The following is a 24,459-nucleotide window of genomic DNA, read 5'->3' as shown; positions in this document are numbered from 1 at the left end:
GTAAGCTGAATGTCATGGGCCATCAGGCTCATGACATTTCGTACTTACGGTGTCTCTGAGAGGAGAGACGCCATGCTTGATACCCTCCTACCGATACTGCTGTTTTCTGCGCTGTTACTGGCCGCCATTGGTGCTGTGCGCCGTGTGCGTCTGTGGCGCCAGGGGCGGCCCTCTCCTGCACCGATTATCCGCGGCCTGATGCAGGTCCCCAGGCGCTACCTGGTGGATCTACACCACGTTGTCGAGCGAGACAAACTCATCTCTCATACCCACGTGGCCACTGCGGGTGGCTTTGTGCTGGCCGCGTTGCTGGCGATTATGGTGCATGGCTTTGGGCTTGATAACACTATCTTAGCCTGGGTGTTGCTGGCCGCCACGGTGAGCATGTTCCTGGGTAGTTTAGTGGTTGCCAAGCGACGCAGCCCGCCGCCATCGCGGCTTTCCAAAGGCCCTTGGATGCGCCTGCCCAAGAGCCTGATGGCATTCTCCATCGGTATGTTCGTGGTGACGCTACCCACCGCCGGCATTTTACCGGAAGGCGTTTTCCAAAGCGGAGCAGGCTGGCTGGCCGCACTGGTACTGGCCGGTGTCATCACCTGGGGGCTGGGTGAGATGTTCTTCGGTATGACCTGGGGCGGGCCGATGAAGCACGCCTTTGCAGGTGCCCTACATCTGGCCTTCCATCGTCGCCCGGAGCGCTTTTCAAACCGAGCCGGCGGCGAGCACCGCTCAACCGGCCTTAAACCGCTGGCACTGGATGACGAGCATACAAAGCTCGGCGTTGAGGTACCGGCTGACTTCACCTGGAACCAGCTTTTAGGCTTTGATGCCTGCGTTCAGTGTGGGCGCTGTGAAGCCGTCTGCCCCGCCTTTGCCGCCGGTCAGCCGCTCAATCCCAAGAAGCTGATTCAGGACATGGTAGTCGGCATGGCTGGCGGCACCGATGCGCACTATGCAGGCTCGCCCTACCCCGGCAAGCCGGTCGGCGAGCATGGCGGCAGCCCCCACGACCCGATTGTTGCCCGCACGGGTAGCGCACTGGTGGATGCCGAAACGTTATGGTCCTGCACGACCTGCCGCGCCTGCGTTGAAGAGTGCCCCATGATGATTGAGCACGTTGATGCCATTGTCGATATGCGTCGCTTTCTGACCCTGGAGCACGGCAATACGCCCAACAAGGGCGCCGAAGTGCTAGACAACCTGATTGCGACCGACAACCCCGGCGGCTTCGAGCCTGACTCGCGCCTGCACTGGGCGGCGGACCTCAATCTGCCGCTGATGGCCGACAAGCGCGAAGCCGAGGTGTTGCTGTGGCTGGGCGACGGCGTGTTTGACATGCGTAACCAGCGCACGCTGCGCGCGTTTATCAGTGTGCTGCGTGCTGCCGAGATCGACTTTGCCGTACTGGGTAATGAAGAGCGTGATAGCGGCGATGTCGCCCGCCGTCTGGGCGATGAGGCTACTTTCCAGAGTTTGGCGCGGCGCAATATTAAGACGTTGAGCCAGTACCGCTTCGCACGCATCGTCACCTGTGACCCGCACAGTTTCCACGTGCTGAAAAACGAGTACGCCGATCTCAGCACCGCCGACATGCCTGCCCGGTATGAGGTTTTGCATCACAGCACCTATATCAACCAGCTCGTCACCGACGGCAAGCTTACGTTCAAAGCCTGGAAAGGCGGCAACGTGACTTATCACGACCCCTGCTACCTGGGCCGTTATAACGGCGAATACGAAGCCCCACGCGCTGTGCTCAAGGCGCTAGGTATTGAGGTTAAGGAGATGGCCCGCTCTGGCTATCGCTCGCGCTGCTGCGGCGGCGGTGGCGGTGCACCGATCACCGATATTCCCGGCAAGCAGCGTATTCCCGATATGCGTATGGAAGATGTTCGCGAAACCGGTGCTGACCTGGTCGCAGTAGGCTGCCCGCAGTGCACGGCGATGCTTGAAGGCGTGGTAGAACCCCGCGCTGACATCAAGGATATCGCCGAACTGGTCGCCGATGCGTTGATCATCAAAACGCCTGACGAAAAGGCGGCCCAAAGTAAGCCCGCGCCCGCATCACCGCGCGCCACCCTGGAGGTAATGCCATGAGCGAGTTTGTTCGTCGTGACCCTCGTAAAGAGTGGATCGCCCGCAACCGCCTGCACCCGCAACATCTTGAGATGCTCGCCGAACTGGGTGGCGGCGCAGTAGCCAGTGAATGGATGGGGCCTAACGGCGTGATGCGCCGCAATCCCCATGCGGTCGGCTTCATCGGTCCCAACGGCATTCGGCGAATTGATCGTAGCGGCATCCAGCAGGCGGCACAGGCGCCAGGGCGCAGCATTGAGGCCAAAGATACGAGGAAGCCGGTCACTGTCGATACTCCCGCCTTTATGGTGGCGGTCGTACCGGATATGGCTGGTGGGCGCCTTTCATCCCACGACCGTGATCTGTTGGGGCTTGCCCGCCAGCTAGCCGATGCCGACCCGGCCCAGCCTGGTGCCGTACTGGCCGTGGTGTTTGGCGAGCATAAAGAAACCACCTTTGACGAGGCGGGTATTGACCGGCTAATACACTTGGAAGGCGAGCGTTTCTCGGGCTACCTGCCGGAGCTTAGCGTCGCCACCCTGCAGAGCGTAGACCGTGAAATGACGCCCCGCCACTGGCTGCTACCCGACTCAAGCGTTGGCGGTGAACTCGGCAGGCGCCTCGCCGCAAGGCTTGGCGAGCGCCCGGCCGCTCAGGTCTGGCAGGTCGAGGCAGATACTGAAAGCGCGACCGGTTGGCGCTGTACCGCACGTGGTGCTGCAGGTAGAAACGACATTACCCGCGCCCTGCCCCGTATCGTACTGGCCTTGGCCGAGTGTGCCGACCCGGTCAGCGAAACCCGCCACGCGGCTGAGCCAATCACTCTTTCTAACGGACTTCCCGATATACTCGGCCGCATTGAGGACATGGGCGAAGTCGCGGTGGACCCGGCCAGCGTATCGCTCGCGGAAGCAGAATTTATCCTTTCCGCTGGTAATGGCGTGAAAAACTGGGATAGCTATCATCACGCTGCCGAGGTGCTCGGTGCCACCAAAGGGGCCTCACGCGTGGCGGTGGATGACGGTTTTATGCCGCGCGACCGCCAGGTAGGTGCCACCGGCACTTGGGTCTCGGCTCGCGTTTACGTGGCGGTGGGGATTTCCGGCGCCATCCAACACCTTCAGGGCATCCAAAGCTGCGATAAGGTCGTCGCGGTTAACCTTGATGAAGGCTGCGACATGGTCAAACGTGCCGACCTTGCCGTGATCGGCGATGCCAGCCAGATACTCGCCGCCCTTGTGTCACGGGTTGAGCAGTACCGCGCTGAACAGCAGGAGAATCGCGATGCCGCATGATGTCAGTAACAAAAGTGCCAAGCAATCAACCGCCAACGCGCTGAACGTCGCTGTACTGGTGTCGGTAGGCCAACACCCACTGACCGCGCGCGCACGCCGCGCCGACCAGGACGCCCGAGCGGTAGAAATGGCCCTGTCGCTGGAAAACGCCTCAGTCAGCCTGCTACATGCAGGCCCGCAAGATAGCGATCATGAAGAGGCCATCCGCGGCTATCTCGGCATGGGTATCAACTCTGTCGGCTTGATCGAGCAGAAGCCCCAAGCCGATGTAATCCCCGCGCTGGCCAACGCGTTGCGCGCCAGCGCCCCGCAGCTGGTGCTGACCGGTACTCGCGCCGAAACCGGCGAGGCCTCGGGTGTAACGCCTTACCTACTGGCCGAGGCGCTTGGCTGGCCGATCATTACGGGTCTAGCGGCGGTGGAAAAGGTCGAACAGGGAGTGGTCACAGTGCTGCAAGCATTGCCGCGCGGCAAGCGGCGGCGCCTGCGCATTCGCCTACCGGCGCTTGCCACGGTGGACAGCAGCGCTCCCGCCGCCCGCCAAAGCGCCTTTGGTCCCGCCAGGCGCGGCGAGTTAGCCCATCAAAAAGCGGCCAGCGAGCTTGATGAAGCACTAAGCACTTGGCAGTTCCAGCCAGCGCGCAAGCGTCCCAAGCGGCTTAAGATCGTTAAGTCATCATCAGCGCGTGACCGTTTCAAAGCCGCCGCTGCCAAGGCCGACGGTGGCGGCGGGCAGACGCTTAACGACGTCACTCCGGAACAAGGTGCCGAAGCGATCTTCAAACTGCTCAAGGAGGAAGGAGTACTGAGTTAGGCGCACTTCTTCACGGTAACGATACTGTCAGCCCGCCTTCTCGGCGGGCTTTTTAGTCCAGGTTCACGAGCGGCAAACGTACTACTTCCCCATAAAGCCCGGATATAGCCGCAGGCGCTGCCTTTCCAAATGCAGGCCAATCCCCGCATGTACCATCAGTACGGTGATCACCACTGCCCCGCCCGCAAGCGTTGAGGCCGTGGGCTGCTCGCCCAACAACCACCATACCCAGAGCGTACCCAGCGCAGTTTCGACCAGATAGAACAACGCCACTTCCGTTGACGGCAGATAGCGGGTAGCACTGTTGATCAACACGGTGGCCAGCGGCATCTGAATAAGCCCCATCACCGCGAGGACACCATAGCGAGGGGCATCCAACGCAAACGGCGAAGCCAAAGGCAGCGCGATAGCCGCAGAAAGTAAGCCCCCGCCAGCAATCACTACGATGCGATCAATCCTCGGAAAGCGGCGCAGCACCGTCAAATTACCGCCAATCGCCGCTGCTGCCGCCAGCGCATAAAGATTGCCTACCAGCATGCCGTGGGCTCCCTCGCCCATAAAGACCAAACTCATGCCCAGCATGCAGACGGCGATCGCTACCAGCGTACGTAAAGCAACACGCTCTTTGAGAAACACCCGCGAAAACAGAGCGGCGAACAGTGGCGCAGTGCTAAGGATTACCACCACGTTGGCTACGTTGGCGTTCATCACCGCGAGTACGAAAAGCGCCGAAATCAGCCCCAGCAGTATTGCCGAAACCAGCGATGAAAAAGGGTTCACGCGTAGCGTGGCCAATCGGTTGCCTCGACAACACGCAAGCCCCAGCACACAGAACATCAAAAAGCCGCGCCAGAAGACGATGGTCCAACCCTCGGTATCGGCAAGGCGGATCAGCAGGCCGTCGAAGCTGAGAAACACCACACCCAGTACCACCATCAACAGACCGCGCTGATAACCACTTAACTGCATGATATTGACTCCCGGTTGGCAGAAAAAGATAACCGCTCGCCCAAGGGCAAGCGGTTAAGCGTAACAGTTGAGCGCAGGCTTACTGCCCAGGCAGTGTTAACGGCTATGTGACACGGCCACCGGCGCAGCTAAAGCCTTCTGCTGGCGAGGGCGAACCACCCAGAACCCCACTGCTCCCGCCATCAGCAACATGCTCCCGCAGCCTATCGCCAACATATAGCCGCCCTGCACAGCACTGCCAGGCACACTAAACTGCTCGGCGAACCCAGCCAGTGTGACCGCGTACTGTTGCCATAGAAAAAGCCCGATGGCGCCACCGGAAAGCATGGTGCACAGCGCAATCACACGGGTGCCTGTCACCCAGCCACTGACGGCCTGAGCATCAAATGTATGCAGAAACGTCTGGTACTCTTTCTCGGCCTGGCTGACATGGGTGAACCTGGAAGCCAGCGTAATCGCCACAAGCGCCATCAAGGTGCTTAGCAGTACCGGGTGCAAATATACCGGCAAGCTAAGCCACCCGGCCTGAATCATCATCGACAGCGCGACGTTGCCCACAAAGCCCACCGCTAAGCCCCAGCCAGCGCCTGCGGCAGTAATCCGCTTGCTCCAGATGCTCATCAAGGCAACCGGCCCCCAGGAGGAGGCAAATAGCGTGGCGGCAAACCATACGACTGACATAACCGCAGGCGGTTGAAACAGCGCAAGCAGCAGTGCTATCAGGCCCGCAGCGAGCACCGCAATACGGCTTTTACGCATCGCCGACGTCTCATCTTGCGAGGCTGAGAGGATATCGTTGGAGAGGCTAAAGCCGATGATCGACAGGAACGTCGAGCAAGACGATAGCCCCGCCGCAAAGACGCCCGTTAGAATGACCACGCCAAGCCAGGTTGGCAGCACGTTGAGCGCCACCCAAATCATGGAGCGCTCCGGATCCAGCCCAGCATCGTAAAGATTGATGGCCGCCCCGGTCATCATCATCAACGCGTAGAAGATGGCCAGCGCCACCGCCGTCAACATGGCCGAACGCATCACCACGTGCTCATTGCGTGCCATCAGGTAACGACTGGATTGCCAAGGGCTCGCCGCCAGCACCGCCGCCCACACGAGGCCGAGTGTCAGCCCCCAGGTAAGCGCCTCGCCAGGCGAAGAGAAGCTGGCCTCAGGCCCTTCCAGCACGCCGTGCCATAGCGCAATACCGGGCTTGTCGGTTTGGGTAAGCAGGCCTTCAACCACACCGTTCCACCCGCCCAAATCTTGAATCACATAGATCGAACCACCCAAGGCTGCCAGCGAGAAGATCACAAACATGATGGTGTCGGTGAGCATGACGCCGGGCGAGCCCGAATAGAGAATAAAACCCGTGTAAGTTGCCCACACCAATACCAACCCGACCCAGTACGGCATACCGGTCAGCTCAGAGAACATGATGCCCGCGCCCTGCATGACACCTAACAGATACGCGCCCAAGCCAACAATCGTGGTCAGCCCGGCAATCACCTGAACACGGCGTGAGGCAAAGCGCTTGCCAAAAAATTCCGGCACGGTACGTGCCCCGCTGCGCCGAAGATAACGCCCAAACACCAGCGCACCCAGCAGGCACCCCGAGGTGCTGACGGCCGCGAAGATCAGCATCACAAACGGATAGCCCTGATAGGCAAAACCCGTTTCACCGAGAAACGCGCTGGTGCTGAGATAGCTTGCTACCAGCGTGCCCAGGATAAAAAACGTGGGGGCATTGCGGCCAGCAACCAGATAATCATCCAGGCCTTTGACGCGCCGTCCGGCGAGATGCCCGATAACAAAGTAGCCCACCAGGCTGAGCAGTATTGCGATGGTGTAAATCATGAGAATAGCCGTCAGGTTATTAATATTGTTTAGTCATGGTGCAACGCTTTGGCTGTCTACTCTTTGCTATTAGCGGCAACGCATGCAGGAATCACGACACGATATCCGCTAACCAAAAGGGGCGCCATTGAAATGGCGCCTCTATTTGCAACAACAAAGTACAGCAACAAAACCTGACTATCGCGCTATTTTGGGCACCGCATTGAGCTCAAGCCACTCTTTGTGAAGCCCTTTGTAAAGGCTAAAACACATCAGCAGAAGCACCAGCGTAAAGGGTAGCCCTGTCGCCACCGCGCCTGCTTGCAGCGCGCTAAGCGCCGTGCTACCGCCACCGTAAAGCAACACACCAGCAATGACGCCCTCAAGTGCGGCCCAGAACACCCGCTGCCCCTTGGGCGCATCGGTTTTCCCGCCCGCGGTGATATTGTCGATGACGAGTGAGCCAGAATCCGCCGAGGTAATGAAAAAGACCAGCACCAGCACAATCGCCAGCGTCGAGGTGATGCCAGTGAACGGCAGTAGCTCCAGCATGTGGAACATGGCAAGCGAAACGTCGCTGATGCCGTTGGCTAATTCGCCCATGCTATTTTCGGCCTGAAACAGTGCCGCGCCGCCAAAGGCGCTCATCCACACCAGCGTGACCAGCGTCGGCACCAACAGCACCGCAATCAGGAACTCGCGTACCGTGCGTCCCCGGGATACGCGGGCAATAAACATGCCCACAAACGGCGACCAGGAGATCCACCACGCCCAGTAGAAGATGGTCCAGCCGTGATACCAGATGTCATCATCGCGGCCAATCCAGTTCGAAAGCGGTAGGATATGGCTGACATAGTCCACTGCTGTGGTGCCAATTCCCGTTATAATCATCAGCGTCGGTCCGGCGATGACCACAAACAGCAGCAGCACTGCCGCGACCACCATATTGATGTTCGAGAACAACTTGACGCCGCCGTCGATTCCCCGCCATACCGAAAACAGTGCAATCACCGTAACCACCAGGATAATTGCCATCTGCGTTCCAAGGGTATTGGGTATGTCGAAAAGATAGGCAAGCCCGCCAGCCGCTTGGGTAGCGCCAAAGCCAAGCGACGTTGCCAAGCCAAAGATGGTTGCCAATACGGCAAGAATATCAATGACATGGCCTGCCCAGCCGCGCGTTCGCTCACCCAGGATCGGGTAAAAAGCAGAGCGCAGGGTTAGCGGCAAGCCTTTATTGTAGGTAAAAAAAGCCAAGGATAGCGCGACAACGCCATAGATCGCCCATGGATGAAGCCCCCAATGAAACATGGTGGCGCCCATGGCGGCGCTAGCGCCCTCCGGTGTGCCCGCGGGAATATTCAAGGGCGTACCGTACCAATCGGTGTAGTAGGCCACTGGTTCAGCAACACTCCAAAACATCAGCCCGATACCCATGCCCGCCGCAAACAGCATGGCAAACCAGGAGGTGCGTGAGTATTCCGGCTTGGCATCACTTCCGCCCAAGCGTATCCGTCCAACCGGAAGACAGATAAGCGCCAGGCAGAACACTACAAAAATATTACCCGCAATCATGAACAGCCAGTCGAAATGCTCAATCGACCAGTTCTTGGCAAGGCCAAGCTGGGTATTCGCAGCATCGGGATAGATCAGTGCATAAAGAATAAACAGCAGAATGGCGAGTGCGGAGAGCGGAAAGACGGGGTTATGGAAATCCAGCCCCATCACCTGCTTGTTATCCTGACCGGGGGTCAAAACAGGATCATCATGGTCCATAGGTTATCCTCGTTGTTATTTTTTTCTGCACGCTAACCGCCGAGGTGGCGGATAGGGCTTTTAAATTTTTAGGCGATACTCACTTGCGCAGTTGTTCAAAACCGACCCCGACATAGCTATTGCCGCGTTGCCAGCGCTATTGCCAGCCGATTTATAGGTACACTGACAGACCAACAGCCAACACAAGAGAGGATGCCGTCATGATGATTGTCGAACTGATTGATGGTGATGATTTCCGGGCGCAGCTGACCACGCTGGGTATCGATATTCCAGAGAACGCCGACCCCGATACGTGTGCGCAAATCGCCGCTGAGGCCCATCGAAAGCAGGAGATCCCCGAGCTGCCAGCGTTGGCAGGCAAGCTTATGGATCAAAAGGACATTCTGCTGCCCTCGGTGCGCCACGCGATTGAGCGCTTTCTGCCCCTTGGGTAAGGGCGTGACCTGATTGATTAATGAGTTGATGAACGGATTGGCAATTGCTAAACGCAGGCTGGCCCGCTTTAGCGGGCCAGCCCATCATCAGCGTACTGTTAGCCCTGAGCCAACTGCAGCGATACGCTATCGCTTCCCAGATTGCTGAGCATGCGCTCGGAGTACCAATCAATGAAGTCGATGACGCCAAACTCGTAGGTTGGTGAATAGGGGCCAGGCTGGTAGGCCTTGGAGTTGATACCGCGCTGATTCTCTTCCGCCAGTTGGCGATCCTGATCGTTGGTGGCGTCCCACACGCGGCGCATGTTTTCCGGGTCGTAATCCACGCCCTCTACCGCGTCCTTGTGCACCAGCCACTTGGTCGTGACCATGGTTTTCTGCGGGCCAAGTGGCAATACGCGGAACACGACGGCATGGTCGCCCATGAAGTGGTTCCAGGAGTTCGGCAGGTGCAGAATGCGCAGCGAGCCCATGTCCGGACTGGTCAATCGACCCATCAGCTTGTTGCACGCTGGCTTGCCATCCATGGTCATGGACACCACGCCATCGAGTAGCGGTGTGCGCGTCAGGCGGTTACGCTTGTCAAAGCGCTTGAGCCGCCAAGGCACCTGCTCGCCGTTCCAATCGGCCTGCTTGCGGGTCACCAGGTCTTTATATTTGTCCGTCGCGCGCGGGTCTTCGGTATCGTCAAACTCGATTAGCGAGTTCAAAAGCTCTGGGTGCGCACCATTACAGTGATAACACTCGCGGTTATTCTCGATGACCAGCTTCCAGTTGGCCTGCTCAATAATACTCGACTCTACAGCGACCTTGACGTTGTCCATCTGGTACGGCTCAAGGTAGTGCTCAAGCGTCACCAGGAAATCGTCGATGGCGGGCGGGTTATCGCTCAGATTAATAAACACAAAGCCCCCCGCAGTGCACACGCTAACCGGCTTCAGCCCAAACTGGTTAAGGTCGAAGTCCGTACCCATGTCGCTTCCGGCAAACAGCAGGCGGCCGTCAAGCTCGTAAGTCCACTGATGGTAGGGGCATACCAGTTTTGCGACTTTTCCCTTGTCCTTGGTGCACAGTCGTGAGCCACGATGGCGGCATACGTTATGAAACGCATGAATCTGTCCTTCACCGCCACGCACAATCACAACGGGATTATTACCGATTTCCAAGGTCATAAAGTTGCCCTTGGCCGGTATCTCGCAGGTCATCCCTGCGAATAGCCACTCTTTTTCAAAGACTTCCTGCATATCGAGCGCAAACAAGCGGGCATCGTTATAGAACGGCTGGGGTAGAGAAAAGGCGTGCGCACGGGACTGCAGCATATCAACCGTCGCTTCACGCATGGCGGCCAGAGGGTCGTTGAGTGTGTCATCCATTGTCTTGTTCATACCAGATATCCTTTTAAATACCGCCTCCCTTACCCAGGGTGGCGACAGAGTCATTAACCAAACGTAATTGTCTTGTTGTTAAGTTGCTGAACCTGGCGATTGTGTGAAGCGCGCAGCGCTTGCTACTTGTTGATGGATTGTGGTCCACGCCATTTGCTTTCAATTGTCTGCCCACGACACTATGTGGCGTGGCGACGACGTGAGCGGAGATTTTTGATAGGCCGAAGGTGCCGCAAGGTAAGTGCGTGTCGCTAACAGGCAAGCTGGTCATAAAGCGCGTACTCAGAATGCAGGTTAATGGTGCTGGACCGTGCAGACAGGACGGGCCGGTGAAGGCAACGCGATAGCACGGCCATATTGAGACGACGATGACAACGAACTTCTTTAATCCCGTCACGACCCAAACCTGGACCAACGGCCGCCACCATGTGCGGTGCGTCAAGATCATTCAGGAAACCTGGGACGTTCGCACGTTCTGCTTTATGGCTGAACAGCCGGTAATGTTCTTCTTCAAGCCGGGCCAATTTGTGACACTAGAGCTAGAAATCGATAATCAGCCCGTTATGCGCTCCTATACGATTTCAAGCTCTCCCTCTGTGCCTTACAGCTTTTCAATCACGGTCAAACAGGTGCCGGGAGGCCAGGTCTCCAACTGGCTGCATGCCAATTTAAAGGTAGGCGACGAGCTGGTGGTCCATGGTCCGGTGGGCAACTTCAACTCCATCGACTTTCCTGCCGAAAAGGTGCTGCTTCTCTCAGGCGGTGTAGGCATCACACCGCTAATGTCGATGACGCGTTGGCTCTTCGATACCAACGCCAACGTCGACGTGGAATTCATCCACAGCGCCCGCGCCCCGCGCGATGTCATTTTCCATCGCGAGCTGGTGCACATGTTCTCGCGTATACCCGAATTCAAGCTCCATATCGTGTGCGAGAAGAAAGAAGATATCGGCGAGGCATGGGCTGGCTACCGCGGTTTTCTAACCCAGCCCATGCTTGAGCTGATGGCACCGGACTTCCTTGAGCGGGAGATCTTCTGTTGCGGCCCCGTACCGTATATGAATGCCATCAAAGCGATTTTGCGCGCCAATAACTACAACATGGACCACTACCATGAAGAGCTGTTTGGCGCGACGCCGGTTGACGTTCAGGAAGACGTCCTGGAGCTTGCTGAGCAGGCCGAAGTGGAAGCCGAGCAAGCAGAGCCTGAGGAGCTGATCAACATCGAATTTGCCCAGTCGAACAAAAGTGTACGTATACAAGCAGGCGAAACGGTTCACGCCGCAGCGGCCAAACTTGGCCTGCATATCCCCAAGGCCTGTGGCATGGGCATCTGCGGTACTTGCCGGGTGGAGCTGAAATCCGGCGAAGTGGAAATGGAACATAACGGCGGGATTACCGACGAAGATATTGAAGAGGGTTACATCCTGTCCTGCTGCAGCAAACCGAAAGGCGATCTGGTGGTCGATTTCTAATGCGGCAGCCCCTCATTCACCACTAGCCCGACCCCAAAACGGATACTGAGCTCCTCGGTATCCGTTTTTTGTGGCGTACACTCGCCTTGAGCGGACACAAAAAAACGCCCATGGCACGCAGCCATGAGCGTTATTAGCGTTGGTTAGCCGCTTTTTTAGCGTCTAATCAGGCAACGCCCAGCAATCCATGAGGATCAAGCACGAACTTGCTGGCCACGCCCGCATCGAACTGCTCGTAACCTGCTGGCGCATCTTCCAGCGAAATCACCTGGGCGTTAACGATCTCAGCAATGTTCAAACGTCCGTGCAGAATGGCCTGCATCAGCTGGCGGTTGTACTGCACCACCGGTGTCTGACCCGTATGGAAAGAGAGGCCTTTGGCCCAGCCTTGGCCAAAACGCAGGCTCAGGCTACCAGTTTGTGCAGCTTTCTCGGTCGCACCCGGGTCTTCAGTTACGTATAAGCCTGGAATGCCGATAGAGCCGCCTTCGCGGGTGACTTCCATCATCTGGTTAAGTACTACCGCAGGCTGCTCTTTACCGCCATGCCCAATGGCTTCAAAGCCAACCGCATCAATAGCGCTGTCTACGCTGGGCTCGCCGACCACCGCGGCAATCATTTCACCCAAACGGTCGTGCTGGGAAAGGTCGATCGGCACGAAGCCCATCTTACGAGCATGCTCCAGACGATCCTTGTTGAAATCGCCAATCATCACTACCGCTGCGCCTAACAGGCGTGCCGAGGCGGCAGCGGCCAGCCCTACAGGGCCTGCGCCCGCTACGTACACGGTGGACCCCGCACCAACGCCCGCTTTCAAGGCACCGTGGAAACCGGTCGGAAGAATATCGCTTAGCATGGTCAGATCGCGGATCTGGGTCATCGCCTGGTCGCGGTCCGGGAACTTGAGCAGGTTAAAGTCGGCGTAGGGCACCATCACGTAGTGTGCTTGCCCACCTACCCAGCCGCCCATATCAACATAACCGTAGGCACCGCCCGCTCGGTCATCGTTAACATGCAGGCAAAGACCGGTGTGGCCCTCTTTACAGGTGCGGCAGCGGCCGCAAGCGACGTTGAAGGGAACGGATACAATATCGCCAATGTTTAGAAACTCGACGCCCTTGCCTTTTTCGATCACCTCACCGGTGATCTCGTGCCCCAGCACCATACCGGTAGGCGCCGTGGTGCGTCCGCGCACCATGTGCTGGTCGGAGCCGCAAATATTCGTGGACACTACTTTCAGAATGACGCCGTGATCAATGGGCTTACCATGGGGCGTTTCCATTTTCGGGTAGGCGATATCCTGAACTTCGACTTTACCGTCGCCGATATAAACAACACCACGATTGTTGGACATGCGAAATCCTCTCTTCCGGGTGCTGGCGCAGTCTCAAGAGGTTTTCTCAGAGAGCTGTCTCAAGGACGCTATCAAGAGCCACTTCAACAACTGCGCTGGCATCATTATTTTAAATCGAGCTGGCGTATGTGAAGCGCTTTCAAGAAACGCTTCCTGATCAGCAGGCCAATTAAAAATTAGCCTGTTGCCGCAGCATGACGCACTCGGCCTACCCGCGATTACTTATAAACGACGTCGAGCAATAAATGAGCGACGCCTTATAAAGACCCATAAAAAATTCACGCCGATGTCGCAAATACGCCGAGCGGTGACGTCGGTAAGCATCTTGGGGGGCAAGCCCAGCGATACTATCGCGGCACGATAGCGTTAATGGTGATGCCATTACCGACGCTAACAAACTCCCAGACCGAACAAAGCGACTAGCCTGGAGACCCAGATGACTCACAATAATTTTTCTCCCGAAGCCCGCTTGGCCAACTACGACACGGCCCTTGCCTCGGCAATAGCTGAAGAGACAGCGCGTCAAGAAGCCCACATCGAACTGATCGCCTCTGAGAACTACACCAGCAAGCTGGTGATGGAAGCTCAAGGCACCCAGTTGACTAACAAATATGCCGAAGGCTATCCCGGTAAGCGCTATTACGGCGGCTGTGAGTTCGTCGACAAGGTGGAAGCGCTAGCTATCGAGCGGGCTTGCAGCCTGTTTGGTGCCAACTATGCCAACGTGCAGCCCCACTCCGGCGCTCAGGCCAATGCGGCGGTATTCATGGCACTGGTAAGTCCTGGCGACACCATTTTGGGCATGAGCCTAGCCCACGGCGGCCACCTGACCCACGGTGCAGCCCCCAACTTCTCGGGCAAGCACTACAATGCTATCCAGTACGGCCTGGTCGAAGGCACCGGCGAAATCGACTACGACGAAGTAGAGCGGCTGGCGCGAGAGCATCAACCGAAAATGATCATTGCGGGTTTCTCGGCCTATTCACGTGTGGTCGACTGGCGCCGTTTCCGTAACATTGCCGATGAAGTCGGCGCCTATCTGATGGTCGATATGGCCCACGTGGCGGGCCTGGTAGCCGCGGGTCTCTACCCGAGCCCGCTGCCCTATGCCCATGTCGTGACGACCACGACCCACAAGACACTGCGCGGCCCGCGAGGCGGCCTGATTCTCTCCGCCGATGGCGACGAGACGCTTTACAAGAAGCTCAATGGCGCGGTATTCCCCGGCCAGCAGGGCGGCCCGCTGATGCATGTGATCGCGGCCAAAGCGGTGGCGTTCAAAGAGGCCATGAACCAGGACTTCGTTAACTACCAGCGCCAGGTGATCGCCAACGCCCGTGCGATGGCTCGCGTCTTCGTTGAGCGTGGTTTTGATGTGGTTTCCGGCGGTACCGACGATCACCTGTTCCTGGTCTCGCTGATCAAACAGGGCATTACCGGTAAAGATGCCGACGCGGCCCTTGGGCGCGCGCATATCACGGTCAACAAGAACACCGTGCCCAACGACCCGCAAAGCCCCTTCGTTACCTCGGGCCTGCGCATCGGCACTCCGGCGGTAACCACCCGCGGAATGGTTGAGGCGGACTGTGAACACCTGGCAGGCTGGATTTGCGACATTCTTGACGTACTGGCCGACCAGCAGGACACCACTGACGTAGAAAACCAGGTACGCGAAAACGTCGCCGACCTGTGTGCCCACCACCCGGTATATGGCCAAGCCCAAACCGCCAGCGAGCACGTAGCCGATAGCGCATCAGTCGCCTGACGATAGCCGCCAGCCGGCTCCTCGGAGCCGATCAAGGAGAAACTTTATGCAACGTTATTCCGGCTTCGGACTGGTCAAACATGCGCTTGGACATCACGAGAACTGGGAGCGCCAGTGGCGCAACCCTGAACCCAAGAAGCGCTACGACGTCATCATTGTCGGTGGTGGCGGTCACGGGCTAGCCACTGCTTACTACCTGGCGAAAGAGTTCGGCGTCAAGAATGTCGCCGTGGTTGAAAAGGGCTGGCTGGGCGGCGGCAACACCGCACGTAATACCACCATCGTACGCTCTAACTATCTATGGGATGAATCAGGGCGGCTTTACAACCACTCGCTTGATCTGTGGAAGGGCCTCTCCCAGGATTTGAACTACAACGTGATGTTTTCCCAGCGCGGTGTGCTCAACCTGGGCCACACCCTGCAGGACATGCGTGATATTCAGCGCCGCGTTCACGCTAACCGTTTGAACGGTATCGACAGCGAGGTAGTCACTCCGCAACAGATCAAGGAGATCGAGCCTCAACTGGATATTTCCAGCCGCGCCCGCTACCCGATCATGGGCGCTTCCTGGCAGAAGAGTGCCGGCGTGGCGCGCCACGATGCGGTGGCCTGGGGCTATGCGCGTGGTGCCGATGCTCTCGGCGTGGATCTTCTGCAAAATACCGAGGTAACCGGCTTCAAGATTCGCGACGGCAAGATATTGGGCGTCCACACCAACCGCGGTGATATCGAAGCCAATACCGTGGGCTGCGTGGCGGCAGGCAACTCCGGCGTATTGGCTAACATGGCGGGCATCAAGCTGCCGTTGGAATCCCATCCGCTGCAAGCATTAGTGTCCGAGCCGCTCAAGCCGATCCTCAATACCGTCACCATGTCCAACCACGTTCACGGCTATATCAGTCAGTCCGACAAGGGCGACCTGGTTATCGGCGCGGGTATCGATGGCTACGTCGGTTACGGCCAGCGCGGCAGCTACCCGACCATCGAGCACACGCTTCAGGCCATCGTCGAGATGTTCCCGATGTTCTCTCGAGTGCGTATGAACCGCCAGTGGGGCGGCATCGTCGATACCTGCCCGGATGCTTGCCCGATCCTGTCCAAAACGAAGGTTAAAGGTCTTTATTTCAACTGTGGCTGGGGCACCGGTGGCTTCAAAGCGACCCCCGGCTCCGGGCATGTTTTCGCCGCAAGCTTGGCCAAGGGTGAAATGCACCCCATCGCTGCGCCTTTTTCCATCGACCGTTTCCATACCGGTGCGCTGATTGATGAACACGGCGCCGCTGGCGTAGCGCACTGAGGAGAGCCCATCATGTTTTATATCTTCTGCCCCTACTGCAAGGAGCACCGCGAGGAAGAGGAGTTCCACCCTCGCGGCCAGGCCCACTTGATGCGCCCTTCCGACCCGGACAACACCAGCGACGAGGAGTGGGGTGACTACCTGTTCTTCCGCGAGAACCCGCGCGGCATTCACCACGAAATGTGGGTGCACTCGGTGGGCTGTCGCAAGTTCTTCAATATCACCCGCAATACGGTGACCTACGAAATTCTCGAAACCTACCCCATGGGCGAGCAGCCAACCATTACGGCGGCAACACCCGATGTTCGTCACGAACAAGGTGTCCAGGTAGCCGATGGCGGCTGGCAAACCGTGGGCGCCCGGCCTGAAAACAAAGCACTGAATGAGGAGGCCTCGTCATGACCCAGAAAAATCGTATTGATGCCGGTGGGCGTGTCGATCGTTCCCAAGTGCTTGAGTTCACCTTTAACGGCCAGCGTTACCAAGGTCTGAAAGGCGACACGCTCGCTTCGGCACTGCTCGCCAACGGCGTGAATATCGTCAACCGTAGCTTCAAGTATTCACGCGCTCGCGGCATTGTCGCCGCAGGCGCCGAAGAGCCCAATGCCGTCGTTCAGTTGGGCGCCAAAGATGACACCCAAGTGCCCAACGTACGCGCCACCCAGCAGGGCCTGTACAACGGCCTGGTGGCGCGCAGCACCAACGGTTGGCCCAACGTTCAGCGTGACGTAATGAGCTGGGTAGGCAAGTTGGGCGGTGGTTTTATGCCGCCAGGGTTCTACTACAAGACCTTTATGGCCCCTGCCTCAATGTGGATGACCTACGAGAAGTACATCCGCATGGGCGCGGGGCTGGGTCGTGCACCGACCGAGTCCGATCCGGACATTTATGATCACATGCATCACCACTGCGATGTGATGGTGATCGGCGCGGGCCCAGCGGGGCTTGCCGCGGCGCTTTCTGCCGCACGTTCCGGTGCCCGCGTGATCTTGTGCGACGAACAGGAAGAGATGGGCGGCTCGCTGCTGGATAGCCGCGAAACCCTGGATGGCGTTTCAGCGACGCGCTGGGTTGAGCAAACAGTGAAAGAGCTTGGCGCAATGGATAACGTGACGCTGCTGCCACGTACCACCGCCAACGGCTATCACGACCACAACTTTGTCACGCTGCACGAGCGGCGCACCGAACACTTGGCCGATACCGCTCGTGAAGCGGGTTTCCCCGGTGAGTCGCGGGCACGGCTGCACCGTGTGCGCGCCCGCCAAGTGGTGCTAGCCAGCGGCACTCACGAACGCCCGCTGGTGTATGCCAACAACGACTTGCCGGGCAACATGCTCGCAGGCGCCGTTTCCAACTACATTCGTCGCTATGCGGTAGTGCCTGGCAACAGTCTGGTGCTTTCCACCAGCAACGACCACGCTTACCGCGCAGCACTCGACTGGAAAGAAGCCGGACGTAAGGTCGTCGCCATTGTCGATGCCCGCGCCAACCCCGATGGCGACCTGGTTCGCCAGGCACGCGACAGCGGTATTCGCGTGATCACCGGCAGTGCCGTCATCGAAGCACGCGGTAATCAGCGTGTTACCGGCGCACGCGTCTCGGCCGTTGATCTTGAGCGTTTCGTGGTGACCGGCAAAGCCGAAGAGCTTGAGTGCGATACCATCGCCACCTCCGGCGGCTATAGCCCGGTGATCCACCTCTCCTCACACACCGGCACACGCCCGATATGGAACGAAGCGTTATTAGGCTTTGTGCCCGGCACGGTCAAGGGCATGCAGTCGGCTGGCGGCGTGGCGGGCTATTATGCCCTCGGCGAAACGCTTGCCGATGGCGCTCGCATTGGGTGTCAGGCAGCGCTGGATAGCGGCTTTAACAGCGCCGAGGAAGCTGCCCTGCCCGCCACGCGAGCGCGGCGTGATGCGCCTTCCTGCGCACTTTATCAGGTGCCGCATGAAAAGAGCGCCTTGCGTGCGCCCAAGCAGTTTGTTGACCTGCAAAACGATGTCACCGCGGCGGGTATTGAAGTCGCCACCCGCGAAGGCTTTGAATCCATTGAGCACGTCAAGCGCTACACCGCGCTGGGCTTTGGTACCGACCAAGGGAAGCTTGGTAACATCAACGGCATGGCGATTGCCGCGCGTTGCCTGAAACGCTCGATTCCCGAAGTGGGCACCACCGTGTTCCGACCCAACTATACGCCGGTGACCTTTGGCGCCATCGTTGGTCGTCATTGCGGCGAGCTGTTTGATCCTGAGCGCTACACCGCGCTGCATCAGTGGCACGTTGAAAACGGTGCCGAGTTCGAGGACGTGGGCCAGTGGAAACGCCCGTGGTACTTCCCCCGAACCGTGAATGGCAAGAAAGAAACCATGCACGATGCAGTCAACCGCGAGTGCCTGGCGGTGCGCGAAGGCGTGGGCATTCTTGATGCCTCGACCCTTGGCAAGATCGACATCCAAGGCCCGGATGCCCGCGAATTCCTGGGTCGCGTCTATACCAACAAGTGGGCACAGCTCGCCCCTGGCCGCGTGCGTTACGGCCTGATGTGTAAAGACGACGGCATGCTGATGGATGACGGCACTACTAGCTGCCTGGGTGATAACCACTTCCTGATGACCACCACCACCGGCGGTGCAGCGGGTGTGCTTGAGTGGCTGGAGCTGTGGCATCAGACCGAATGGCCGGAGCTTCAGGTCTACTTCAACTCGGTGACCGACCACTGGGCAACCATGACCGTGACCGGCCCGGACGCCCGCAAGCTTTTGTCCGAGCTGACCGATATGAATCTTGATAAAGAGAACTTCAAGTTCATGGATTGGCGCGATGCCACGGTCGCCGAGGTGCCCGCGCGCATCTTCCGCATTTCGTTCACCGGCGAGCTGGCGTTCGAGATCAACGTGCAGGCCAACTACGCCATGCACGTCTGGAAGAAGCTTTTCGAGCACGGTAAAAAGTACAACCTGACGCCTTACGGCACCGAAACCATGCACGTCCTACGTGCGGAAAAAGGCCTGATCATTGTCGGCCAGGATACCGACGGCTCGGTGACGCCGGAAGATCTTGGAATGCGGTGGGCTATCGGCTACGACAAGCCCTTCCCGTGGATCGGCAAGCGCGCCCTGTCACGCCCCGATACCCGCCGTACGGACCGCAAGCAGTTTGTCGGCCTGAAACCCAAAGACCCAAGCGTGGTACTGGAGGAAGGCGCCCAGGTCGTCTTTGACGGCAAGCAGTCGATCCCTATGGACATGAAGGGGCACGTAACGTCGAGTTACTACAGCGCCTCGCTCAAACACGGCTTCGCCCTTGCCGTGGTAATGGGTGGTCACGAGCGGATGGGGCAGACCGTCTATATTCCCATGACCGATGGCACAGTGCATGAAGCTGAAATCGTAAGCCCTGTCTTCATCGACCCGAAAGGAGAGCGCCAGCATGTCTAACGCGAGTGTACCTAACGTTTGCGAGTTCAACACCGTGCCCGACGGCAATCCGCAGGTCGAATCTCCTCTGGCGTGGAGCTACCAGCAGCACCCGGTGCCCCGCACTAACGGTCAGGCAGGCGTTGTCCTGCGTGAAAAAGCACTGCTGGGCCACCTGGTGCTGCGCGGCGGGGCCATCGTGCTTGATGAAGCGGTTCGCGCCACGCTTGGCATGAGCCTACCGGCCAAGCCCAATGCTCTGGAACACGACGATAGCGGCGAGCGCACTATCCAGTGGCTCTCGCCCGACGAATGGCTAGTGATTGTGCCAGGCGGCGAAGAGTGCGCGCTAGAAAGTGCACTGCGCCAGGCCTTGGGCGATGCCCACGTGAGCATCGTCAATGCAAGCGGCGGCCAGACAGTGCTAACGCTTAGCGGCGACAATGCCCGCGAGGTGCTGATGAAGTCGATCTCCTATGACGTACATCCCAGCACATTTACCGTGGGCAAGGGGGTAACCACCATGTTTGCCAAGGCCACCGTGGTTTTGCGCCGCCCTTCCGAAACACACTGGGAATTGGTGGTGCGCCGCAGCTTTGCCGACTACTGCTACCGTTGGCTGCTCGACGCCTCGGCGGAATATGGTATCGACACACAATAATAAGCCGGCAGGTCGGCACCACCGGCCTGCCCTGACTGCTGATCAAGCTGATGAAAGAGAAGCGCCATGAGCCGAATGACGGATACCTGGATACTTGCCGCCCAATGCCCCAGCATTCTGGGCACGGTCGATGTGGTGACCCGCTTTTTAAAAGAGCAGCACTGCTATATCACCGAACTGAGCTCATTTGATGATCGGCTGGGTGAACGCTTTTTTATTCGAGCGGAGTTTCGTCCCGAGCGAGAAGCGTTTGACGAGCAGGCGTTTCAGGAGAATTTTCTGCCGCGCGCCACCGATTTCGACATGACGTTTGAACTGACCCCTCCGGCCAAGCGCACGGGTGCAGTCATTCTGGTATCCAAGGCAGATCACTGCCTAAACGACCTGCTCTACCGCTACCGTACCGGGCAGTTGCCACTGGATATCAAGGCGATTATCTCCAATCACCCGGACCTTGAGCCCTTAGCGAGCTGGCATGATCTGCCTTACTATCATCTGCCTATTACGCCCGAGACCAAGACCGAGCAGGAGTCCCAGGTACTCGATATTATTGAGAATACCGGGGCGGAGCTGGTAATTCTGGCGCGCTACATGCAGGTATTGTCACCGAGCATGTGCGAGCTTTTGAGCGGGCGTGCCATCAACATTCACCACTCACTACTACCGGGTTTCAAAGGTGCCAAGCCCTACCACCAGGCCTACGAAAAAGGCGTTAAGCTGGTAGGCGCTACGGCGCACTACATCAATAACGACCTCGACGAGGGGCCGATTATTGCTCAAGGGGTGGAGCCAGTTGATCATGCACACTACCCTGAGGACCTGGTCGCCAAAGGGCGCGATATAGAGTGTCTGACGCTCGCCCGCGCCATCGGCTATCACCTTGAGCGGCGAGTCTTTCTGCACAATGGGCGCACGGTGGTATTTGGCAACTAGCCGCGCTTGCTTGACGCTATGCCTTGCACCCACAGAACAATCATCAAGTCTGCTCATTGATCGACGACAGGACAAGGTTACGCGGCATTAATTCGCGATTCCCCTGTCCAACGTTGGGTGAGCCGACTTTTTATTTCCCATTCAGAGGTCTTCCATGCCTATTAGTGTCTTCGACCTTTTCAAAATTGGCGTCGGCCCCTCCAGCTCACACACGGTCGGCCCCATGATGGCCGCCTTCAAGTTTGCGGCCGTTCTGCGCGATAGCCAATTGCTCGACCAGGTGAGCCGCCTGGAAGTGCATCTGTATGGCTCGCTTTCCGCCACGGGCATCGGCCATGGAACCGACCATGCCATTATCATGGGTTTGCTGGGCGAACGCCCGGACACCATCGACCCATCGATTATCAACACCACGATTGCGGCGTTGAAAGAGACGCGTAGCCTATCGCTGGGGCGCCAGAAAGATGTTACGTTTGAATGGGACCAGGACATTATCTTTCATGAAGAGAGCCTGCCCCATCACCCGAACGCCATGAAACTTTGCGCCTTTGCCGAAGATGGCAGCCTGCTGACCGCCAACACGTACTACTCGGTAGGCGGCGGTTTTGTGGTTGACCAAAACCAGGTCGATGCCAAGCTTGAAGACATGGACACCGCCAAGATCCCCTTCGACTTTAACTCCGCCGAAGAACTACTCGCCATCTGTAAGCGTGAAGGCATGAGCATCAGCCGCCTGATGATGGAGAACGAGAAAACCTGGCGCGGCGAGCAGGAAGTAAGAGACGAGCTGTGGCGCATCTGGCAGGTCATGTGCGAGTGCATCGATAACGGCCTAACCCACGAAGGCATTCTACCCGGTGGGCTTAACGTCAAACGCCGGGCAAGGCAGCTGCATCAGCGCTTGCAGGCGGCCGAGCAGAACGACTGCCTGATCGCCACAACCTTTTCCGCCATGGAGTGGGTCAACATCTTTGCACTGGCGGTGAACGAAGAGAACGCTGCGGGGGGACGCATGGTGACGGCCCCAACCAACGGGGCAGCAGGTATTATTCCCGCCGTGCTGCACTACTACATGAAGTTCCAGGCGGGTGCCAATGACCGCAATGTGGTGGACTTCCTGCTTGCCGCCGGTGCCATCGGTATTTTGTGCAAGAAAAATGCGTCCATATCCGGCGCCGAAGTGGGCTGCCAGGGCGAGGTGGGCTCAGCGTGCGCCATGGCCGCCGCTGGCTTGGCCGAGGTGATGGGCGCTACGCCTGAGCAGGTCGAAAACGCGGCTGAAATAGGTCTTGAGCACAACCTCGGTTTGACCTGCGACCCAGTAGGCGGGCTGGTTCAGGTGCCCTGCATCGAGCGCAACGCGATTGCCACCGTCAAGGCGATCAACGCCGCCCAAATGGCCCTGCGCGGCGACGGCACTCACTTTATCTCGTTAGATAAAGTTATCCGCACCATGCGTGATACCGGCAAAGACATGTTGGACAAGTACAAGGAAACGTCCAAGGGTGGGTTAGCGGTTAATGCGATTGAGTGTTAGCGCAGCGCTTTAGCCACGTTACACGCCACAATGTGCTAAGTCGCATTGTGGCTTTTAGGCGTCAGCATTGAGCTTCACGTCTAGCGCCTAATATCCCCGGTTCTCTCTCGGCTCCCCTTCTCAAGACCAACCTGCCTATAAGCGTTGTCTTTACCTTGACTAAAGTCGTAGCCAGCTCATCGTTTGAATACTGGTAGGGTATACGACTTTATTACAATGCCTAAACGATTGGCTGAAAAATGCCCCAGTTGCTGGCTTGGCAACAGCTAAGTTCATAAAGGTAATGTTAAGTTGTCGCTTATACCTTGGAGGCATCATGGAGCTACGCCACCTTAGATACTTTTGCATTGTGGCCGAAGAGCTTAATTTCACCTGTGCTGCTGAAAGATTGCACATGTCGCAACCGCCTCTATCGCGCCAAATTAAGCAACTAGAGCAGGAAGTGGGTGCCGAATTGTTTGAGCGAAGCTCAAGAGGCTTACGCCTAACGCCTTCTGGTGTATTTTTTCAGCAGCACGCTTTGCAGATATTAGAAAAAGTGGAAGTTACCATCGATGCCACGCGACATATGGCGCGCAGCAAGCGTGCGCTATTCGGTATTGGTTTTGTGCCATCTGTTTTTTATGGACAGCTTCCGACATTAGTCCGTGACTTACGCCGCATTGAGAATATTGAACTTACACTGGCAGAACTCACAACAGTACAACAAATTCAAGCACTCAAAGCAGGCCGCATCGATATGGGATTCGGACGCATTCGCATTGATGATCCAGACGTAGAGCAGGATATTCTCTTCGATGAACCGTTGATTGCTGCCCTCTCGAGCGGCCATCCACTCGAGGGTACGACCCCGACCTGCGAGGAGCTGGCTCGCTATCCCCTCATTGTCTTCCCTGCAAAACCACGTCCCAGTCTTGCGGATATGATACTAGGTATTTTCCGACGCCAAGGTTTAAAGGTTGAGGTGGTACAGGAGGCGAACGAAGTACAGACAGCGCTTAGCCTTGTCGCCTCCGGTATAGGCATTACATTGGTCCCAGAGCAAGTAAAACGCGTTCAACGTGACGGTATTACCTATGTAGCATTGGCAGACAAGACCATAACCTCCCCCGTTATCTGCAGTCGTCGGCGAGGAGAAAACCCCTCGCCTCTAATGCAGGAAGCCAACGCTATCTTAGAGGTGCTCGTGGAAAATCGCCGTTCTGGCCGTTACCCATAGCACCACCCTTTATGGGCGCAGTATGGCGACCGGACAAGCCGCTTCGTGCAGCACTTCGTGACTAACGCTGCCAGCCACTACTTGCGAAAGACCACTACGTCCATGGGTTGTCATGGCAAGCATCGTATTATGACGACTTGCCAAATAGCTGACGATAGAGTCCGCTGGGCCGCAAATATTTGCCCAAATGCCAGGGCATGCAAAGCACTTTCACTATCATCAACCG

19 protein-coding genes are annotated in these 24,459 nt (G+C 57.8%); 13 read left to right on the top strand and 6 right to left on the bottom strand.

The window, feature by feature from the left end:
- The first annotated feature begins 72 nt into the window (after positions 1–72).
- The 3 genes from CZ787_RS14435 to CZ787_RS14425 are packed head-to-tail and all read left to right on the top strand — an operon-like array spanning position 73 to position 4,182.
- Entirely contained in the window at positions 73–2,094 is a 2,022-nt protein-coding gene (locus CZ787_RS14435) for a (Fe-S)-binding protein (protein ID WP_087110430.1), read from the top strand.
- Entirely contained in the window at positions 2,091–3,368 is a 1,278-nt protein-coding gene (locus CZ787_RS14430) for an electron transfer flavoprotein subunit alpha/FixB family protein (protein WP_087110428.1), read from the top strand. The genes CZ787_RS14435 and CZ787_RS14430 overlap by 4 nt, the downstream gene beginning before the upstream one ends.
- A complete protein-coding gene (locus CZ787_RS14425) occupies positions 3,358–4,182 on the top strand; it encodes an electron transfer flavoprotein subunit beta (protein ID WP_087110425.1) in 825 nt (274 codons plus the stop codon). Before CZ787_RS14430 ends, CZ787_RS14425 begins: the two co-directional genes overlap by 11 nt.
- An 81-nt stretch (positions 4,183–4,263) precedes the next feature.
- On the opposite strand, the gene CZ787_RS14420 is transcribed toward CZ787_RS14425, so the two are convergent.
- The 3 genes from CZ787_RS14420 to CZ787_RS14410 all read right to left on the bottom strand — a co-directional run bounded on the left by CZ787_RS14420 (position 4,264) and on the right by CZ787_RS14410 (position 8,754).
- On the bottom strand, positions 4,264–5,151 hold the full coding sequence (locus tag CZ787_RS14420; RefSeq protein WP_087110423.1) for a DMT family transporter: 888 nt from the start codon (positions 5,149–5,151) through the stop codon (positions 4,264–4,266).
- A gap of 96 nt (positions 5,152–5,247) precedes the next feature.
- Complete coding sequence (locus CZ787_RS14415) at positions 5,248–6,999, bottom strand: sodium:solute symporter family protein (protein ID WP_087110421.1); 1,752 nt, start codon at positions 6,997–6,999, stop codon at positions 5,248–5,250.
- 177 nt (positions 7,000–7,176) lie between these two features.
- Positions 7,177–8,754 (bottom strand): BCCT family transporter, encoded by a 1,578-nt coding sequence (locus CZ787_RS14410; protein WP_087110419.1) that lies wholly within the window; start codon positions 8,752–8,754, stop codon positions 7,177–7,179.
- A gap of 200 nt (positions 8,755–8,954) precedes the next feature.
- Here CZ787_RS14410 and CZ787_RS14405 point away from each other — a divergent pair, with 200 nt between their 5' ends.
- Positions 8,955–9,188 (top strand): hypothetical protein, encoded by a 234-nt coding sequence (locus CZ787_RS14405; RefSeq protein WP_087110417.1) that lies wholly within the window; start codon positions 8,955–8,957, stop codon positions 9,186–9,188.
- A 98-nt stretch (positions 9,189–9,286) separates the two neighbouring features.
- Here the strand turns inward: CZ787_RS14405 and CZ787_RS14400 are convergent, their stop codons facing one another.
- Positions 9,287–10,573: an aromatic ring-hydroxylating oxygenase subunit alpha gene (locus CZ787_RS14400; RefSeq protein WP_087110415.1), complete on the bottom strand. Its 1,287-nt coding sequence runs from the start codon at positions 10,571–10,573 to the stop codon at positions 9,287–9,289.
- Positions 10,574–10,941: 368 nt separating this feature from the next.
- On the opposite strand from CZ787_RS14400, the gene CZ787_RS14395 reads away from it, so the two are divergent.
- Complete coding sequence (locus CZ787_RS14395; protein WP_087110413.1) at positions 10,942–12,048, top strand: hybrid-cluster NAD(P)-dependent oxidoreductase; 1,107 nt, start codon at positions 10,942–10,944, stop codon at positions 12,046–12,048.
- A 166-nt stretch (positions 12,049–12,214) separates the two neighbouring features.
- Here CZ787_RS14395 and fdhA read toward each other — a convergent pair whose 3' ends face one another.
- Entirely contained in the window at positions 12,215–13,402 is a 1,188-nt protein-coding gene (gene fdhA, locus CZ787_RS14390) for a formaldehyde dehydrogenase, glutathione-independent (RefSeq protein ID WP_087110411.1), read from the bottom strand.
- Between the two features lie 436 nt (positions 13,403–13,838).
- Between fdhA and glyA the strand changes: the two genes are divergently transcribed.
- From glyA to CZ787_RS14350, 8 genes are all read left to right on the top strand, one after another.
- Positions 13,839–15,167, top strand: coding sequence for a serine hydroxymethyltransferase (gene glyA / locus CZ787_RS14385; RefSeq protein ID WP_087110409.1), 1,329 nt, complete (start codon positions 13,839–13,841; stop codon positions 15,165–15,167).
- Positions 15,168–15,213: 46 nt separating this feature from the next.
- Positions 15,214–16,464, top strand: coding sequence for a sarcosine oxidase subunit beta family protein (locus CZ787_RS14380; protein WP_087110407.1), 1,251 nt, complete (start codon positions 15,214–15,216; stop codon positions 16,462–16,464).
- A 12-nt stretch (positions 16,465–16,476) separates the two neighbouring features.
- Positions 16,477–16,866, top strand: a complete 390-nt coding sequence (locus tag CZ787_RS14375; protein ID WP_087110405.1) for a sarcosine oxidase subunit delta — start codon at positions 16,477–16,479, stop codon at positions 16,864–16,866.
- Positions 16,863–19,904 (top strand): sarcosine oxidase subunit alpha family protein, encoded by a 3,042-nt coding sequence (locus CZ787_RS14370; RefSeq protein ID WP_087110403.1) that lies wholly within the window; start codon positions 16,863–16,865, stop codon positions 19,902–19,904. Before CZ787_RS14375 ends, CZ787_RS14370 begins: the two co-directional genes overlap by 4 nt.
- A complete protein-coding gene (locus CZ787_RS14365) occupies positions 19,897–20,544 on the top strand; it encodes a sarcosine oxidase subunit gamma (RefSeq protein ID WP_087110401.1) in 648 nt (215 codons plus the stop codon). The genes CZ787_RS14370 and CZ787_RS14365 overlap by 8 nt, the downstream gene beginning before the upstream one ends.
- 66 nt (positions 20,545–20,610) lie before the next feature.
- Positions 20,611–21,477: a formyltetrahydrofolate deformylase gene (gene purU, locus CZ787_RS14360; protein WP_087110399.1), complete on the top strand. Its 867-nt coding sequence runs from the start codon at positions 20,611–20,613 to the stop codon at positions 21,475–21,477.
- Positions 21,478–21,631: 154 nt separating this feature from the next.
- Positions 21,632–23,014: an L-serine ammonia-lyase gene (locus tag CZ787_RS14355; protein WP_087110397.1), complete on the top strand. Its 1,383-nt coding sequence runs from the start codon at positions 21,632–21,634 to the stop codon at positions 23,012–23,014.
- 316 nt (positions 23,015–23,330) lie between these two features.
- Positions 23,331–24,233 (top strand): LysR family transcriptional regulator, encoded by a 903-nt coding sequence (locus tag CZ787_RS14350; RefSeq protein WP_087110395.1) that lies wholly within the window; start codon positions 23,331–23,333, stop codon positions 24,231–24,233.
- A 9-nt stretch (positions 24,234–24,242) separates the two neighbouring features.
- On the opposite strand, the gene CZ787_RS14345 is transcribed toward CZ787_RS14350, so the two are convergent.
- Positions 24,243–24,389: a universal stress protein gene (locus CZ787_RS14345; protein WP_254908640.1), complete on the bottom strand. Its 147-nt coding sequence runs from the start codon at positions 24,387–24,389 to the stop codon at positions 24,243–24,245.
- Positions 24,390–24,459: the final 70 nt, after the last annotated feature.

Origin of the sequence: Halomonas citrativorans (assembly GCF_900163645.1) — a bacterium.
Taxonomy (GTDB): domain Bacteria; phylum Pseudomonadota; class Gammaproteobacteria; order Pseudomonadales; family Halomonadaceae; genus Vreelandella; species Vreelandella citrativorans.
Note: the sequence above shows the minus strand (reverse complement) of the source record. Positions and strands in the feature narration are given on the sequence as shown.